This window comes from Catellatospora sp. NPDC049133 (assembly GCF_040648455.1).
Lineage (GTDB): Bacteria > Actinomycetota > Actinomycetes > Mycobacteriales > Micromonosporaceae > Catellatospora > Catellatospora aurea.
Genome location: NZ_JBEZDT010000022.1, coordinates 1 through 16,835, shown reverse-complemented (window position 1 = coordinate 16,835; position 16,835 = coordinate 1). Strand labels below are relative to the sequence as shown.

At 69.8% G+C, this 16,835-nt stretch carries 15 protein-coding genes; 5 read left to right on the top strand and 10 right to left on the bottom strand.

Going from position 1 to position 16,835, the window contains the following annotated elements:
• Positions 1-5: 5 nt before the first annotated feature.
• The 3 genes from AB0B35_RS24130 to AB0B35_RS24120 all read right to left on the bottom strand — a co-directional run bounded on the left by AB0B35_RS24130 (position 6) and on the right by AB0B35_RS24120 (position 3,737).
• Positions 6-974 carry an ABC transporter permease gene (locus AB0B35_RS24130; RefSeq protein ID WP_361049149.1) on the bottom strand — a complete coding sequence of 323 codons (969 nt, stop codon included), beginning with the start codon at positions 972-974 and terminating at the stop codon, positions 6-8.
• A 13-nt stretch (positions 975-987) separates the two neighbouring features.
• Positions 988-1,914: an ABC transporter permease gene (locus AB0B35_RS24125; RefSeq protein WP_360521869.1), complete on the bottom strand. Its 927-nt coding sequence runs from the start codon at positions 1,912-1,914 to the stop codon at positions 988-990.
• Positions 1,915-2,108: 194 nt separating this feature from the next.
• On the bottom strand, positions 2,109-3,737 hold the full coding sequence (locus AB0B35_RS24120) for an ABC transporter substrate-binding protein (protein ID WP_360521872.1): 1,629 nt from the start codon (positions 3,735-3,737) through the stop codon (positions 2,109-2,111).
• A gap of 578 nt (positions 3,738-4,315) precedes the next feature.
• Between AB0B35_RS24120 and AB0B35_RS24115 the strand changes: the two genes are divergently transcribed.
• The 3 genes from AB0B35_RS24115 (at position 4,316) to AB0B35_RS24105 (ending at position 7,144) form a co-directional block, all read left to right on the top strand.
• Positions 4,316-5,179 carry a bifunctional methylenetetrahydrofolate dehydrogenase/methenyltetrahydrofolate cyclohydrolase gene (locus AB0B35_RS24115; protein ID WP_361049147.1) on the top strand — a complete coding sequence of 288 codons (864 nt, stop codon included), beginning with the start codon at positions 4,316-4,318 and terminating at the stop codon, positions 5,177-5,179.
• Positions 5,180-5,303: 124 nt separating this feature from the next.
• Entirely contained in the window at positions 5,304-6,254 is a 951-nt protein-coding gene (gene mdh, locus AB0B35_RS24110) for a malate dehydrogenase (protein ID WP_361049145.1), read from the top strand.
• A gap of 218 nt (positions 6,255-6,472) precedes the next feature.
• Positions 6,473-7,144 carry a uracil-DNA glycosylase gene (locus AB0B35_RS24105; protein ID WP_361049143.1) on the top strand — a complete coding sequence of 224 codons (672 nt, stop codon included), beginning with the start codon at positions 6,473-6,475 and terminating at the stop codon, positions 7,142-7,144.
• 58 nt (positions 7,145-7,202) lie between these two features.
• Here AB0B35_RS24105 and AB0B35_RS24100 read toward each other — a convergent pair whose 3' ends face one another.
• Positions 7,203-7,817: a hypothetical protein gene (locus AB0B35_RS24100; RefSeq protein ID WP_361049141.1), complete on the bottom strand. Its 615-nt coding sequence runs from the start codon at positions 7,815-7,817 to the stop codon at positions 7,203-7,205.
• Between the two features lie 166 nt (positions 7,818-7,983).
• Here AB0B35_RS24100 and AB0B35_RS24095 point away from each other — a divergent pair, with 166 nt between their 5' ends.
• On the top strand, positions 7,984-9,201 hold the full coding sequence (locus tag AB0B35_RS24095; RefSeq protein ID WP_360521887.1) for an NADP-dependent isocitrate dehydrogenase: 1,218 nt from the start codon (positions 7,984-7,986) through the stop codon (positions 9,199-9,201).
• 274 nt (positions 9,202-9,475) lie between these two features.
• On the opposite strand, the gene AB0B35_RS24090 is transcribed toward AB0B35_RS24095, so the two are convergent.
• The 6 genes from AB0B35_RS24090 to AB0B35_RS24065 all read right to left on the bottom strand — a co-directional run bounded on the left by AB0B35_RS24090 (position 9,476) and on the right by AB0B35_RS24065 (position 15,818).
• Positions 9,476-10,879: a hypothetical protein gene (locus AB0B35_RS24090; protein ID WP_361049139.1), complete on the bottom strand. Its 1,404-nt coding sequence runs from the start codon at positions 10,877-10,879 to the stop codon at positions 9,476-9,478.
• Entirely contained in the window at positions 10,876-11,742 is an 867-nt protein-coding gene (locus tag AB0B35_RS24085; RefSeq protein WP_361049137.1) for an alpha/beta hydrolase, read from the bottom strand. The genes AB0B35_RS24090 and AB0B35_RS24085 overlap by 4 nt, the downstream gene beginning before the upstream one ends.
• Before the next feature lie 10 nt (positions 11,743-11,752).
• On the bottom strand, positions 11,753-12,781 hold the full coding sequence (galT, locus tag AB0B35_RS24080) for a galactose-1-phosphate uridylyltransferase (RefSeq protein ID WP_361049135.1): 1,029 nt from the start codon (positions 12,779-12,781) through the stop codon (positions 11,753-11,755).
• Positions 12,778-13,533, bottom strand: coding sequence for a DeoR/GlpR family DNA-binding transcription regulator (locus AB0B35_RS24075; protein WP_360521899.1), 756 nt, complete (start codon positions 13,531-13,533; stop codon positions 12,778-12,780). The genes galT and AB0B35_RS24075 overlap by 4 nt, the downstream gene beginning before the upstream one ends.
• 138 nt (positions 13,534-13,671) lie before the next feature.
• Positions 13,672-14,856, bottom strand: a complete 1,185-nt coding sequence (locus AB0B35_RS24070; protein WP_361049133.1) for a glycosyltransferase family A protein — start codon at positions 14,854-14,856, stop codon at positions 13,672-13,674.
• Complete coding sequence (locus tag AB0B35_RS24065; RefSeq protein ID WP_361049131.1) at positions 14,853-15,818, bottom strand: sulfotransferase domain-containing protein; 966 nt, start codon at positions 15,816-15,818, stop codon at positions 14,853-14,855. Before AB0B35_RS24065 ends, AB0B35_RS24070 begins: the two co-directional genes overlap by 4 nt.
• An 87-nt stretch (positions 15,819-15,905) precedes the next feature.
• Here AB0B35_RS24065 and AB0B35_RS24060 point away from each other — a divergent pair, with 87 nt between their 5' ends.
• Positions 15,906-16,712 (top strand): WecB/TagA/CpsF family glycosyltransferase, encoded by an 807-nt coding sequence (locus AB0B35_RS24060; RefSeq protein ID WP_360521908.1) that lies wholly within the window; start codon positions 15,906-15,908, stop codon positions 16,710-16,712.
• Positions 16,713-16,835: the final 123 nt, after the last annotated feature.

The window sequence follows — 16,835 nt, the reverse complement described above, 5'->3', positions numbered from 1 at the left end:
GTGCTTCACCGCAGCTTCGGGTCGAAGGCTTCGCGGATCGTGTCGCCCAGGATGACGAAGGCGAGCACGGTCAGCGCCAGGAACGTCGACGGCACGATCAGCGGGAGGGCGTTCTCCCGCATGTACGCCCGCGCGGTCGAGATGTCGATGCCCCAGGACTGGGCCGGGGGCCGCAGGCCGATGCCCAGGAAGGACAGCGTGGCCTCGGCGGCGATGAACGAGCCCAGCGCCATCGTGATGATCACGATGAACGGGGCCAGCGAGTTCGGCAGGATGTGCCGCCACATGATGCGGCCGCTGCCCGCGCCCAGCATCTTCGCGGCGTGCACGTAGTCCTGCTGCTTCGCGGTGATCACCGAGGAGCGGATGACGCGGGCCGCGGTGGTCCAGCCGAGCAGGCCGAGGATCGAGATCAGGGCGATCAGGATGGCGGTCTGGCCGCCGCCGGCGTTGGTGACCCGCTTCATGAACACGATGCCGGCCAGCAGCAGGGGCAGGCCCAGCACGATGTCGATGATCCGGGAGACGGTGACGTCCCACCAGCTGCCGAAGTAGCCGGCGGTGACGCCGAGCAGCATGCCGAGGATCCCGGCCAGCAGTGCCGCGCCCGTGCCGACCAGCAGCGAGTTCTTCGTCCCGTAGATGGACTTGGCGAACACGTCGCAGCCCTGGACGTCGTACCCGAAGATGGCCGCTCCCGACGGGGCGCCCATGCGGTTGCTCAGCGAGCACGAGGTCGGGTCGGCCGAGGTGAACAGCGACGGGAAGGCCGCGATCAGCAGGACCAGCGCGACGATGACGAGCGCTACCCAGAACAGTGGGCGGCGGCGCAGCTCGCGCCAGGCGTCCGCGCTGGCGCTGCGGGGCTTGGACACCTCGAGGGTGTGTGGCTGGCCCGGTGCGTTGGGCGCTCCGGCCGGACCGGGGGTGGCCGTGTGCAGCTCGGTCGCGGCCACGGATTCGAAGTCACTCATGTCAGGAAACCTCTTACTCGTACCGGATCCGCGGGTCGAGCACCGCGTAGAGCAGGTCGACGATCAGGTTGGCCACCAGGAAGACGATCACCAGCACGCTGACGATGCCGATCACCAGCGGGGTGTCCTCCGTCTTGAGGCCGCGGGCCAGCTGGAAGCCGACGCCGGGGACGTTGAAGACGCTCTCGGTGACGATCGCGCCGGCCATCAGGCTGCCCAGCTCGACGCCGAGGAAGGTCACGATCGGGATCAGCGAGTTGCGCAGCACGTGGATGCCGATCACCCGGCGGCCGGGCATGCCCTTGGACCGGGCGGTGCGCACGAAGTCGGCGCGCAGGTTCTCGCTGACCGAGGCGCGGGTCAGCCGCATCGCGGTGGCGACGGACAGCGAGCCCAGCACGATGCCGGGCAGCAGCAGTTCGTACCACGTCGGGTTGCCGCTGGCAGTGGTGGGGAAGATCTTCCACTGGATGGTGAAGAGGTACTGCGACAATGGCGCGAGCACGACCGAGGGGATGCCGATCACGAGCAGCGTCAGCACCAGCGTGGCGTTGTCGAAGATGCTGCCGCGCCGGATGCCCGCGATGACGCCGGCGGTGACGCCGAAGACGATCGTGACGACGATGGCGATGAGCGCCAGTTGCATGGTGATCGGCCAGGCGTCCACCAGGATGTCCTTGATGGGACGTCCGGTCAGGGTGGTGCCGAAGTCGAGGTGCAGCAGGTCGGTCAGGTAGTTCCAGTAACGCTCGTAGAACGGCTGGTCGAGTCCGTAGATCCTCGTCAGCTGGGCGCGCTGGAGGTCGCTGACCGGCTTCTCGCCGGCCAGGGCCTGGATGGGGTCGCCTCCGGTCCAGTACATCAGCGAGTACACGATGAACGTGGTCGCGATGAACACCATGATCATCTGGAGGAAGCGCCGCACAAGGTAGCGGAACATCGTCGATTTCTTCTCTCACCAGGCAGCCCGATTGGCACGAAATATCCGTGTTCTTCGTACCATGGGGGCCGCGGTCGACGTGGTGGTGGTGCGCCTAACCGGGTCGGAGGACGCGGGGGCGAGGGGTCTCGGCGCGATGGTGGTGCCGGCCCGAGCGGACCGGCACCACCACCGTCAGTCGACCGTCAGGCTTTTCAGCCGGCGATCTGGATCTTGTTGAGGTCGACCCGGTTGAACAGGTCGATGTGAACGTCCTTGACGTTGGTCGAGTGACCGTAGACGTTCTGGCCGAAGCGCAGCGGAAGCACCGGCATGTCCTTGGCGAGGATGTCCTCGGCCTCCTGGTACTTCTTGATGGCCTCGTCCTGCGTCGCCGCGGCCGAGCCCTCCTTCAGCAGGTTGTCGAAGGTGGGGTTGCTGTAGCCGTAGTAGTTCGAGGAACCACCGGTCGAGTACAGCGGGCCGAGGTAGTTCTCCATGGACGGGTAGTCCATGACCCAGCCCATGCGGAACATGCCGACGTCCTTCTTCGCCTTGGCCTTGGTGAGCAGGTCGGCGAACTTCGGCTCGGGGGTGCCCACGCACTCCACGCCCAGGTTGGTCTTCAGCTGGTTGCAGGTCGCGTCGACCCACTCCTGGTGGCCACCGTCGGTGTTGTACGTGATGTTGATCGACTTCGGACCGCCCGCGGCGTCGTACTGCTTCTTGGCCTCGGTCGGGTTGAACTCGCACGCCGCGCCACAGGTCTTGTCGCGGTAGCCCGCGACGACCGGGGAGACGAAGGAGTAGGCGGCCTTCTGCGAACCCTGGAAGACCTTGTTCGCGATCTCCTCGCGGTCGATCGCCATGGAGATCGCCTTACGGACCTCGGGCTTCTCGAAACGCTTGTCGAAGGTCGGGAAGGCCAGCACCTGCAGGGTCGACGCCGGGCTGGTCTGGTAGCGGTCACCCAGGTCGCCGGCGGCCGTGGACAGGCTGGCGGTCGGGATCTGCTTCACCACGTCCAGGTTGTTGGCCTGGAGGTCGGCGTACTCGGCATCGCTGTTCTGGTAGATCTTGAACAGCGCGCCGCCGACGGTCGGCTTGGTGCCGGCGAAGGCGTCGTACTTCTCGACCTCGACCTGGGCGTCGTGCTGCCACGAACCCTTGATCTTGAACGGGCCGTTGCCGATGGGGGCGTCCTCGTAGGCCTTGGTGACGACCAGCGGCGAAGCGGTCGCGCTCTCGAACGCGGCGTTCGGCAGGGGGTAGAACGCGGTGTAGCCCAGCAGCGCCTTGAACTCGCTGAACGGCGCGTTCAGGGTCACCGTGAAGGTCTTGTCGTCGACCTTCTTGAGACCGGTGAGGGCGGTCGCGGTGGGGGTGGCCTTCGCGTCGGCGGGGTTGAGGTCCTTGTAACCCTCGACCTTGTCGAAGAAGTAGTTGTTGTCCTGGGCGTTCGGGCCGTAGGCCGCGTAGTTCCAGGCGTTGATGTAGCTGTCGGCGGTGACCGGCTCGCCGTTGTGGAACGTCCAGCCGTCCTTCAGCTTGATCGTCCAGGTCTTGTTGTCGGTGGTGCTGATCTCCTGCGCGGCCACCTCGAAGGGCTTGTTGGCCTCGTCGAAGTCGACCAGGGGGGCGAACAGCGCGGCCAGCACCTGGGAGCCACTGGTCTCCGAGGTGTTGGACGGGATCAGGTGCTTCGGTTCGGCGATGCCGATGGAAACCACACCATTGGGGTTGGCGCTACCCGAGTCGCTGCCACCGCTCTTGCCACAGGCCGACAGGCCGAGAGTGACAGCAAGCGGGAGAGCAGCCCAGGCTGCGAGCCTACGGACCTGCATTGAGCCTCCTCATCTCCTACGTCGCACCTCACGACGGCAGGCTGACCAGCCGTTGTCACGCAGTGCAACGTCCGGCAAAGGTAGGACGAAGCTCGGCCCGGCACCAAACCCACGGGTTGCAGATTCGCAACAGTCTACGGGTGGAGTACTTGCGGATCCTGTCCCGACTCTGGTATTAGAGAGCAGCCTGTCATATGGGCGGAACTAAGTCAGTATGCCCGATTAGGGCCGTGACCCGGGTAATAGTCGCCGGTCACATAGTGGGACTGTCGGGAGCCCGATTTGACCCCTTATGGCGTCCCGGATGCTGGAAGATCCTGCAACCAAGGCCACGCGGTGATCTATCCCACTGTCACCCACAGTTAGTTCCCCAGCTAAAGGGCCAAATGATCGACGCCGGTCATCGCAGCCGCTAGCCCCCCAGTACGCCATGATCCTCGGATTTGCCTGGCAAACGGGCGTATCGCTGCGACGCATTCGCCCCATTGCCCGGCAAGTCGGTCGATCATGGCGAGCGGTGCGTCGAACAGGATGTCCTGGTTTCGGACGGTCGAAGGGGTGATGGCAGGATCGACGGCATGACGGCGACGATCCTCAACGGCACCGAGACGGCAGCGGCGATCAAGGCGGACCTGCGGACCCGGGTCGCCGCGCTGCGAGCGCGCGGCGTGACCCCGGGCCTGGGCACGGTGCTGGTCGGCGACGACCCGGGCTCCCGGTGGTACGTCAACGGCAAGCACAAGGACTGCGCCGAGGTCGGCATCGCCTCGCTGCGCCGCGACCTGCCCGCCGACGCCACCCAGGACGATGTGGAACGTGCCGTCGCGGAGCTCAACGCCGACCCCGCCTGCACCGGCTACATCGTCCAGTTGCCGCTGCCCAAGGGCCTGGACGAGCAACGGGTGCTGGAGCTGATCGACCCGGACAAGGACGCCGACGGGCTGCACCCGGTCAACCTCGGACGGCTGGTGCTGGGCGTGCCCGCTCCGCTGCCGTGCACGCCGCGCGGCATCGTCGAGCTGCTGCGCCGGTACCACGTGCCGATCGCGGGGGCGGAGGTCTGCGTCGTCGGCCGCGGTGTCACCGTGGGCCGCCCGCTGGGACTGCTGCTCACCCGGCGTACCGAGAACGCGACGGTGACCCTCTGCCACACCGGGACCAAGGATCTGGCCGCGCACACCCGCCGGGCCGACATCATCGTCGCCGCGGCCGGCGTGCCGGGCATCATCACCCCGGGCATGGTCCGGGCCGGCGCGGCCGTGCTCGACGTCGGTGTGTCGCGGGTGGAGGGACCGGACGGCAAGAAGCACATCGTGGGTGACGTGCACGCCGACGTCGCCGACGTGGCCGGGTTCGTGTCGCCGAACCCGGGCGGGGTAGGGCCGATGACGCGGGCCATGCTGCTCACCAACGTGGTCGAGAAGGCCGAGTCGGCGCTCTAGCCCACACCCGCCGCACCCGACCGGCCGTCGATAGACGCAGCGGACTATGGTGCGGATCGTTACACCTTCGTCACAGGGCTGTGCTGGTCACCACCAGACATCCGCCAGCAGGGAGTATGTGCCAATGGGCAAGAAGGTCACCGTCGTCGGCGCCGGTTTCTACGGCTCGACCACCGCGCAGCGCCTCGCCGAGTACGACGTCTTCGAGACCGTCGTGCTGACCGACATCATCGAGGGCAAGCCCGAGGGTCTCGCCCTGGACCTCAACCAGTCCCGCTCCATCGAGGGCTTCGAGACCAAGGTCGTCGGCGCCACCACGGGTGTCGACGGCTCGGGCTACGAGGCCATCGCCGGTTCCGACATCGTCGTGATCACCGCCGGCCTGCCGCGCAAGCCGGGCATGAGCCGCATGGACCTGCTCGGTGTCAACGCCAAGATCGTCCGCGGGGTCGCCGAGCAGGTCGCCAAGCACGCGCCCAACGCCGTCGTCATCGTGGTGTCCAACCCGCTCGACGAGATGACCGCGCTGGCCCAGATCGCCACCCAGTTCCCGAAGAACCGGGTCATCGGCCAGGCCGGCATGCTGGACACCGCCCGCTTCACGCACTTCGTCGCCGAGGAGCTGAACGTCCCGGTCGGTTCGGTGAAGACGCTGACCCTGGGCTCGCACGGCGACACCATGGTCCCGGTGCCCTCGCGCTGCACCGTCGACGGCAAGCCGCTGTCCGACCTGCTCCCGGCTGACAAGATCGAGGAGCTGGTCACCCGGACCCGCAACGGCGGCGCCGAGGTCGTGGCGCTGCTGAAGACCGGCTCGGCCTACTACGCCCCGTCGGCCGCCGCCGCCCGCATGGCCAAGGCCGTGGCCGAGGACTCCGGCGAGGTCATGCCGGTCTGCGCCTGGGTCGACGGCGAGTACGGCATCTCCGGCGTCTACCTGGGCGTCGAGGCCGAGATCGGCGCCACCGGCGCCCGCAAGGTCGTCATCACCGACCTCACCAAGACCGAGCTGGCCGGCCTGAACGAGGCCGCCGAAGCCGTCCGCGCCAAGCAGGCCGACGTAGCCGGCATGTGATCGCCCAAAGGAAGGGCACCTTCTTAACGCGCCGCGTTGTAGAAGGTGCCCTTCTTAACGCCCGGTGGTGGCTGACCTGCGGCCGGGGTGCCGGCCGTGAAGTCCGGATAGGGCGGCAACGTATGCGCGACGATGGATACTCGCAGGCCAGCCCGGTTGAACCGGCAGGGCGGGGCTTAGCCGCGCGGTTGTCGGACGCGGGCACTATGGTGTCCCGCATGGCATTGGACCTGCTCGACCTGCTGCCCACTGAGTGGTGCGACGTGATGAAGCCGCACCTGGACCTCGACGCCACGGCCCGGCTGTCGTCGTTCGTGGAGAACGCCTACGCCACCGAGACGGTGTACCCGCCCCGCGACGACCTGTTCACGGCGTTCCGGCTCACCTCGCCCGCGCACACCCGGGTGCTCGTCCTCGGCCAGGACCCCTACTTCAAGCCGGGCCAGGCGCACGGCCTCAGCTTCAGCGTGCGTCCCGGCGTGGCCGTGCCGCCGAGCCTGCGTAACGTGTACAAGGAGCTCAAGGACGACCTGGGCGTCGAGCCGCCGCGCAACGGCGACCTGACCGGCTGGGCGAGCCAGGGTGTGCTGATGCTCAACGCGGTGCTCACCGTGGGCGTCAAGCCGGGCAGCCACGCCAACCAGGGCTGGGAGGCGTTCACCGACGCCGCGATCAAGGCCGTGAACGACTCGCCGTACCGGGTGGTCTTCGTGCTGTGGGGGTCGTACGCCCGTAAGAAGGCCGCCCTGGTCAGCAACCCTCATCACGTCGTGCTGGAAGCCGGGCACCCGAGCCCGATGAACCCGAAGGGGTTCCTGGGCAGCAAGCCGTTCTCGCAGATCAAGGCCGCGCTGCAGGAAGCGGGCCGCGGCGAGATCAACTGGAGCTGATCAGTCCTCCGCAGCGCCCGCCGCAGTACGCGGCGGGCGCTCTGCCTGGTGGGCTGGGTCACTGCGTGCTCAGGGCGGCGGCCAGGCCCGCGGACACGCTGATCGCGGCACCCACAGTGAACAGCCGCCACCGCACGGGGGCGATGCCCCAGAGGCTCTGGAAGAACTTCGACCGCTCGCCGCGCAGCCGCTGCCGGGTCCAGCGGACGCCGGAGAAGACAAGCGCCCACAGCACCAGCAGGGCCATCGTCCAGAGCAGCCCGTGCGCCAGCGCCTCGCAGGCGGAGGACTCGGCGGCGACACGGTGGTCCAGCGATTCCCGCACGGGCAGCCCGCTGCTGCGAGGGCTGCGCTGCGGTCGGCTCACCATGATCACGATCTGTGCCAGCAGGAGCAGAAAACCGGCGCCCGCGAGCCCGCCCCAGGGGCGGCGGAGCGGCCTCGCGGACAGGTCGAGGGAGCCCAGCGCCATGGAGACGATGGGGAACGCGACGACCGCCCAGGCCAGCGCCACCGTGACCGCGATCGGCGCGTCGGCCAGGAGCTTGGTCTCGGCGATGAAGAGCGGGTCTCGGAACAGGTAGACCGCGCCCCAGGTGATGAAACAGGCGGCCAGGAAGATCAGGAACGCCGGCGTGATCCGTTGCGGCGGCGCGGACTCGTAGGCTGTCACGAGCGCGCAGCGTAGTGGTGTGACGCCAGTTTCGCGGGCCGTGGCGAGAGGCACCTCACCCTGGCGGTTGCGCCTGGTGGATCTGGCAGTACGCTCGTACTGCTAAACGAGACCGCCGCCCGGCCTTCCGCGCCGGACGCCGAAGGTTTTAAGGAGCGCCCTCGCGATGGCGAAGATCAAGGTAAACAACCCGGTCGTCGAGCTCGACGGCGACGAGATGACCCGGATCATCTGGAAGCAGATCCGGGAGCAGCTGATCCTGCCCTACCTCGACGTGGAGCTGGAGTACTACGACCTGGGCATGGAGCACCGCGACGCCACCGACGACCAGGTGACGATCGACGCCGCCAACGCCATCAAGCGGCACGGCGTAGGCGTCAAGTGCGCCACCATCACCCCGGATGAGGCCCGCGTCGCCGAGTTCGGCCTCAAGAAGATGTGGAAGTCGCCGAACGGCACCATCCGCAACATCCTCGGCGGCGTCGTCTTCCGTGAGCCGATCATCATGAGCAACGTGCCGCGCCTGGTGCCGGGCTGGACCAAGCCGATCGTCATCGGCCGTCACGCCCACGGCGACCAGTACAAGGCCACCGACTTCGTGGTCCCGGGCCCGGGCAAGGTCACCATCACGTACCAGCCGGCCGACGGCTCGGAGCCGATGGAGCTGACCGTCGCCGACTTCCCCGGCGGCGGCGTCGCCATGGGCATGTACAACTTCGACGAGTCGATCCGCGACTTCGCGCGTGCCTCGCTGCGCTACGGCCTGGCCCGCAACTACCCGGTCTACCTGTCGACCAAGAACACCATCCTCAAGGCGTACGACGGCCGGTTCAAGGACATCTTCGCCGAGGTCTTCGAGACCGAGTTCAAGGCCGACTTCGAGGCCGCCGGCATCACCTACGAGCACCGCCTCATCGACGACATGGTGGCCGCGGCGCTGAAGTGGGAGGGCGGGTTCGTCTGGGCCTGCAAGAACTACGACGGCGACGTGCAGTCCGACACCGTGGCGCAGGGCTTCGGCTCGCTCGGCCTGATGACCTCCGTGCTGATGACGCCCGACGGCAAGACCGTCGAGGCCGAGGCCGCGCACGGCACCGTCACCCGGCACTACCGCCAGTGGCAGAAGGGCGAGAAGACGTCGACCAACCCGATCGCGTCGATCTTCGCCTGGACCCGGGGCCTCGCGCACCGCGGCAAGCTGGACGGCACCCCGGAGGTGACCAACTTCGCGGACGTGCTGGAGCAGGTCATCATCGAGACCGTCGAGGGTGGTGCGATGACCAAGGACCTCGCGCTGCTGATCTCGCGCGACGCGCCGTGGCAGACCACCGAGGAGTTCATGAACACCCTCGACACCAACCTGGCCCGCCGCCTGGCCGCCTGATTTTCACCGGGTACGGCGGGTAGCCGTCTCCTGGCCCGCCTGCGATCGTTTGACCAGGTGAAACAGCAGAAGAATCCCGCCTGAAAGTCCCTTCCCGAACAGTGCCGACCCGCGTTTCGCGGGTCGGCACTGTTTTTTGCGCCGGGCCCTCCCATGATCGCCGTTTCCGGTCAGAACCTCGGGTCTCACCGCAGATCCTGACCGAAAACAGCGATCATGTTGCGGTTGCGGTTGCGGTTGCGGTTGCCGGGCCGGGCCGGGGCCGGGGGTCGGGTCAGGGGGTGCGGAGCCAGACGGGGCCGTCAGGGGTGTCGCGCAGTTCGATGGAGGCGGCGGCCAAGGCGTCGCGGACCCGGTCGGCAGCCGCCCAGTCGCGCTGCTCGCGAGCCTTCTCCCGGAGGCCGATCAGCGCGTCCACCAGCGGGGTGAGCAGCGGCGTCGGGTCCGCGGCACCGGCGAGCGCGCCGAGCCGCACGATCATGCCGCGCAGCAGGCCGTGCGCGTGCTCGCCGGAGTCCGAGGTGAGGGTGTCGGCGCTCCAGTCGGTGATCGCCTGCTCCAGCTCCAGCACCGCCGCGACGCAGCCGTCCACGTCCCGCTCGGCCAGCGCGGTCGAGAACCGGGCCTCGGCCTCGTCGGCGGCCTCGCGCAACGTGGCCGCGACACCACCGGGCACGGCGCTCCCGCCGCCGACCCCCTCGGCCGGGACGCCCGCGGCCGCGATACCTCCGGTCGCTGCACCTCCAGCCGCTGTACCTCGGCCCGGACCACCTCGGCCCGGACCAACCCGCCCCCTGCCGCTGCCCGTCACACCGTGCCCGACCCCGCCAACGCCCCCGACCTCGCCTTCTGCGTCATCAGCGTTAAGAAGGTGCCCTTCCTCTACGAAAAACGATAAGAAGGTGCCCTTCCTTTCTGTGGTGGGGAGGGGGAGGACGGAGCCGGTGGGGTAGGTGCGGGTGCGGGTGCGGTGGCGGAGGGTGAGGGTGCCGTTGCCGAGGACGGTGGCGGTGCGGGTTTCGAGGTCGCAGACCAGGGCGGTGTGCTCGTCGATGCCGATGATGACGGTGTCGTCGGGCAGTTCGCGTTCGAGGCGGGCGAGGCGGGGTTCGCCGAGGTAGCAGAAACGGGTGTCGTGGTGGCCGCCCTCGGCGTTGTCGTAGTGCGGGATGACCACGGCGGGGATGCCGGTGAGCTGCTCGAACAGGTTGAGGCCGGGCTCCCAGCGCGGGTCGGCACCGGCCTTGTAGATCTCGTACACGGGGATGGTGTGCGAGCCGAGGGTGAGTGCGGCGGCGCTGGCGAAGACGAGCACCTCTGTCTGGACCAGCAGGGACGGCAGCTCGGTGTCACGCCATTGGCGCAGGGCGTACGTCGGAGAGCCCGGCCCCGCGAAGATCCAGTTCGCGCCGCGCAGGGCGGCCAGCGCGCGTTCCCGGTCGAGGCCGGGTGCGGGCGTGGTGCGCCAGGAGACGACGTCCACGGTGCGCCCGACGCTCTGCGCGAAGTAGCCGACGGCCCGCGCGCTGATCTCGTCGGCGTTGAGCTGGAACCCGTACGGCGTGTCCAGCAGGGCCGCCCGGTCTCCGCCGCCCAGTGCGGCGAAGAACTGCCGGTGCGGCTTGATCATGGTGGGGGTGGTCTCGCCGGACCCCATGATCACGAGCAGCTTCGTCACGTCGCCTCCTTACGCCGGTCACGGGCCAGGGTGAGCAGGTCGGCGGCGACCATGGCCGGGTGCTGGGCGTGCAGGTCGTGGTCGCCGCCGGGATACCAGCGCACGGCCGCGTCGGGCAGTGCCGCGGCGGCGCGGCGGACCGGTTGCGCCCGCTCGTCGTCGGGCCCGAGCGCGGGCAGCAGCAGGGCGGGCACGGCGACCAGGGGCAGGTCGGGGCCGGGCGGGCCGTCCCACATCGAGCGCAGGATCTCCAGGTGGTGCGGGATGGTCAGCCGCCGCTCCATGGTGCCGTCGGGGCGGACCCGCATGTTCGCCAGCGTCGCCGCGCGGGCCGTGTCCGACCAGTCGGGGTGTGCCGAATCCAGCCACTGCCGCATGGTGGCGGCGGGGCGGCCGTCGATGTCCTGCGGGCGCAACGCGCGCTCGCACGACTCCCAGTCGGGGAAGGCGGCGTGCAGATCGATCCAGCCGCCGTCGACCAGCCCGAGCGCGCCGGGCAGTTCCGGATGCTTGGCGGCCAGCCGCACCACCACGTTGCCGCCCCACGACTGGCCGGCCACCACCGGGCGGCGCAGGCCCAGCGCGGTGATGACCGCGGCCAGGTCCGCGGCGGCGGTGCCGGTGTCGTATCCGGACTCCGGCGCGTCGGACTCGCCGTGCCCGCGCAGATCCACCGCCCAGCTCGGGTGCCCGGCGGCGGCCAGTGCCCCGGCCACCTCGTCCCACAGCCGGGCGTTCGACGACAGCCCGTGGACCAGCAGGAACGGCACCTGCCCCGGGCCGGGACCGGCTGCGGCGCGGTGGCGCAGGCGCAGCCGGACGCCGGGTTCGACCTCGACTTCCCTGACCTCGTAGTCGTTCACATGTACGAACTTAGAGGGAAACCGCCCTCAGCGCAGCAGCGGCCTGCTCCGGCGCGATGTCGTTGACCCACGCGCCCATCGCCGACTCCGATCCGGCCAGGTACTTCAGCTTGCCCGGTGCGCGCCGGGAGCTGATCAGGCGCAGGTGCAGGTAGCCGAGGTCACGGTCGGCGTGCACCGGGGCCTGGTGCCACCCGGCGATGTACGGCATGGCCACGCCGAACAGCCCGTCGAGCCGTCGCGTGATCTCCGACCACAGCGGCGCGCACGCGTCCAGCTCCGCGTCGGTGAGCGCGGCCAGGTCGGGGACCTGCCGGTGCGGGGCGAGGTGGATCTCGTACGGCCAGCGGGCCGCATACGGCACGAACGCCGTCCACAGTTCGTTCGAGGCGACGACGCGGGTGCCCTCGGCGCGCTCGCGGGCCAGCAGGTCGGCGTACAGGTTGCCGCCGTGCTCCGCCCGGAACTTGCGGGCCGCCTCCAGGTAGCGCCGGGTGACCGGAGTGACGTACGGGTACGCGTAGATCTGCCCGTGCGGGTGGTGCAGCGTCACGCCGATCTCGACCCCCCGGTTCTCGAAGCAGAACACCTGCTCCACGCCCGGCTGGGCGGACAGCTCGGCGGTGCGGTCCGCCATCGCGCCCAGCACGGTGCGCACCCGCGACACGGGCAGTTCCCGGAACGACGAGTCGTGCTGCGGGGAGAAGACGACCACCTCGCAGCGCCCGGCGTCGCCGGAGAACGACGGGAAGCGGTTCTCGAACACCACCACGTCGTAGTCGTCGGCGGGCACCTCGGTCAGGAACGCGCTCTTCGTGGGGCAGAGCGGGCACTCCTCGGTGGGCGGCAGGAAGGTGCGGGCCTGCCGGTGCGCCGCGACGGCGACCCAGTCCTCGGTGAGCGGGTCGAAGCGCAGCTCGGCAGGCGCGGGCGGCGGGGGCAGCTCCCGCTTGTCCACGGTGGCGCGTACCGCGTCGTCGTGCTCGTCGAAGTAGATCAGTTCGCGGCCGTCGGCCATCGTGATGCTGGTGCGTTTCATGGGGTGATCTCCACAAGGGTGAGCTCGCTGATGTCGACCGGCGGCTCGGCGTCGGTGATGAGCAGGTCGACGGCGCTGAGCGGGACGATCGACGCGATGCCGAGCGTCTCCCACTTGGTGTGGTCGGCGAGCACGATCAGGCGGCGGGTGGCCGCGATCAGTGCCCGGTTCGTCTCTGCTTCGAGCAGGTTCGGGGTGGTCAGCCCGGCTTCGACGCTGAGCCCGTGCACGCCGAGGAACAGCTGGTCGACGTGCAGGTCGCGCAGCGAGGCGACGGCGATCGGGCCGACCAGCGCGTCGGAGGGGGTGCGGGTGCCGCCGGTGAGCACGACGGTCTGGTCGGGGCGGCCGGCGCGGTAGAAGACGTCGGCGACCGGAATCGAGTTGGTGACCACGGTCAGCCCGGGGACCTCGACCAGGGCCTGCGCCAGCCGCACCGTGGTGGTGCCCGCGGACAGCGCGATCGCGCTGCCGGGGGCCACATGGGCGGCGGCGGCTTCGGCGAGCTTCGCCTTCTCCGTACGCTGGCGTTCGGCTTTCGCGGCGAAGCCGGGCTCGTCGGCCACGCCGGACGGGGGCGCGGTCGCCCCGCCGTGGACCTTGACCACCAGGCCGCGTTCGGCGAGCACCTCCAGGTCACGGCGGATGGTCATGTCGGAGACGCCGAGCTCGGCGACGAGGTCGGCCACGCGTACGCCGCCGGAGCGGCGCACCTGGGCGAGGATCGCCTGCTGGCGTTGCGGGGCGAGCATCCCGTCTCCTCACCTGCCGGCTCCCGAGGGAGCCTAAGTCACCGAAATCCAACAAGGTTCAACACCGTATCGTACGCGGACGCGCACGGGCAACGGTGGAACGTGGTGATCGGTGCAGGTGTGACTGTGTGAACGCGTTCAGATGCCGTGGCCGCGCCGGTGCAGGGCGGTCAGCACCGTCTCGACCTTGACCGCCCCGGTGAGGGCGGCCAGGGCGATGGCGGCCCGCGGCTCGCGCCAGTTGTTGCGTACCGTCTCCCGGGTCCAGCGCCAGGCCTGCCGCTTGTCTCCGGCCGCCGCCGACCAGCAGGCCAGCTGGCCGTAGACCCGGGCCGCGCCCGGGCGGCAGCCGGAGATCTCCGGGTGGCGGGCCATCATCCAGCGCAGCGAGGAGATCTTGGTGGAGTACTCGTACGCGTAGAAGCTGCTGCGGCCCCAGAGCACCCGCACCAGCGGCTCGTCCACGTGCACGATCGGGTGCCGGCGGGCGGCCCGCAGCAGCAGGTCCCAGTCCTCGTTCTGGCTGCCCGGGGCGTCCTCGGAGACCGGGCCGATGACGCCGGACTCCAGCAGCGTCTCGCGCCGGGCCAGGAAGCCCGACGAGTGCAGCATCGACATCCGCGAGCGGGCCAGGTGTTCGACGGTCACCGAGCCCGTGCCGGCCAGCCGGGGGTGGGCGGTTCCCTCGAACTCCACCTCGATCGCACACGTCGCGAACTCCGCGTCCGGCGTGCGGACCAGCGCGCCGACCTGGCGGCGCAGCTTGCTCGGGTGCCAGAGGTCGTCGTCGTCGCAGAACGCCACCAGCTCGGTGTCCAGCGCCGCGATACCGGTGTTGCGCGCCCCGGCCAGGCCGGGCTGCCGCCAATTGGCCAGCACCAGCACCGGGCGGTCGTCGGTGGTGGCCAGCTCCGGGTCCGGCTCGGCCTGGTCGAAGACCACGATGATCCGCAGTGGGCCGGGGTAGTCCTGGGCACGTACCGCGTCGAGGGCCTTGCGCAGCAGCTCCGGGCGGTTGCGGGTGGGAATGACCACGCCGACCGCAGGCCACTCGCGGCGCTGCGGCATCGCGTCGTGTGCCGGACCGTCGATCACCGACGGCGTGCCTGCCGATGCGCCGTCGGTCTGCGCGCGTCGTGCCGCCGTGCCGCCGGCTGGTGAGGTGCCCGCAGCCGTGCCGACCTGTGGGGCGGCCGCCTGCGCGGTGCTGACCTGGCCCTCGGCGGGCGGCTCGCCGGAGACGGCGGCGGTGGTGCGCTCGGTGCCGGCGGGGCGGGCCCCGCGCGTGCCGTCGAACCGGCCAGTATTGACCTTGACCCTCATCGGTGTGCTCCCACTATCTCAGCGGTACTGCTCAGCGGGTACCCGTACGCCCGCAGCAGCGGCGCGCACACGGCCCCGACCAGGGCGCGCTGGCGCGGCGGCAGTTGCCGGCGCCAGGCGTCGTCGCGGCGCAACTCGATGCGCCCGACCGTGAACCGCATCGGGTTGCCCGCGGCGCTGTGGCCGAGCGACAGCTCGACGGCCTCGTCGTCGACGAAGCCGAGGTCCATCATGGACGGGTCCAGCCCCATGAACGCGGCGATGCGCTGCACGCTGCTGCGGGGCCGGGCCAGGAACTCCTCGTACCGCACCCGGCGCACGGCCACGCCGCGGCGGCGCAGCAGCCCGAACGCCGCGTTGTGCGCGTTCCAGAGCAGCGCGCTGCGCGTCGGGGCATACCGGGTCATTTCCTCGGCGCCGTCGGTCTCCGGCCGCGACACCGTCTTGGTCCACGAGTACGCCACCCCGCGGGCGTCGCGCACCACGTGCAGCACGCGCAGGTCCACCGCGTCCGACCAGCGCAGGCAGTGGGCCAGCGCGCTGTGCTTGGACGAGTCGATCACGACACTCGCCCCGGAGGTCTCGGCCGCCGCGGCGTAGATGCGCGCGTAGTAGTCGGCGTACTCGGTGACCAGGGCAGCGAAGTCCTTGGCGGCCAGCCGGCTCGACCCGGCCAGCCGGGGGATGTGCCGGGTGCGTTCGACCAGATCGCGCAGGGCCAGGATGCGGTGCACGTCGACGCGGTGCCAGCCGCCGAAGGCGACCTTGCCGACGCGCTGCCAGAAGTCGCAGCCGCTGAACCGCTCGCCGCAGCCGCAGCGCTCGTCGTCGCGCAGGTCGCGCTGCCACAGGTGGACGATCTCGCCCAGGGCGCACACGCCGGGTAGCTCGCCCAGCACGCGTTCGATCAGGGTCGTGCCGCTGCGGCCGAGCCCACCGACGAAAAGAACCCTGGTCGTCATACATCCCCCACTGCGGCGTCGCGGTGCGACGCGCCCTCGTGCGGTATAACGACCGAACAGTGTTGTTGGTCTGTATTGTCTGAATTCATGGCTTTTACGGGGACTGTTTATGGCCGAAAGGTCCACCTCGCCGGCACCTGGTTCGACGCCGTCACCGAGGAGGCCGTGGCCGAAAGAGTGATCGCCGCCCTGGAACGCGGCGACGGGGGACGCATCCTCACCCCGAACGTCGACATCATGCGGCTGGCTTCAGGGCGCGGCGTGCGCGCCGCCGAAGTGCGCGGCTTCCTGGAGGACGCGACCCTGGTCGTCGCCGACGGCATGCCGCTGGTCTGGGCCAGCAAGCTCTCCCGCACCCCGCTACCCGAACGGGTGACCGGCTCCGGTCTCATCTGGAGCCTGTCCGCCGCCCTCGGCCGCGCCGGGCGCTCGGTCTACCTGCTCGGCGGCACGCCTCCCGACGAGACCGGCACCGACGGCGCGGTCAAAGCGGCAGCGGTGCTCGCCGCCGGGTGCCCCGGCCTGCGCATCGCCGGACAGGTCGCTCCGCCGTTCGGGTTCGACCTCGACCCGGACACGTGCGCGCAGGTGTACACCGACGTCATCGAGGCCAAACCCGACTTCGTCTTCGTCGGCCTGGGCTTCCCCAAGCAGGAGCGCGTCATCTCCGACCTGCGCGCCGAGCTGCCGTTCACCTGGTTCATCGGCTGCGGCGCGGCGATCGGCTTCGTCGCCGGGGAGCTGCACCGGGCCCCCATCTGGATGCAGCGCAGTGGCCTCGAATGGGCCCACCGCCTGGCCCAGGAGCCCGGCCGTCTCGCCGGCCGCTACCTCGTCCACGACCTCCCGTACGCCGCCCGCCTCCTCGCCGGCGCCGCCCTCCGCCGCCGCTAGGGACGAAGGAAGGGCACCTTCCCATCGCCTTGGGTTCTAGGCGTCGTTGCAACACCTGATCATTTCAGGGGTTGCAGTGTTCGAGATCCGCGCCGGCCGGGTTCCGCAGGGCCGTAAGAAACT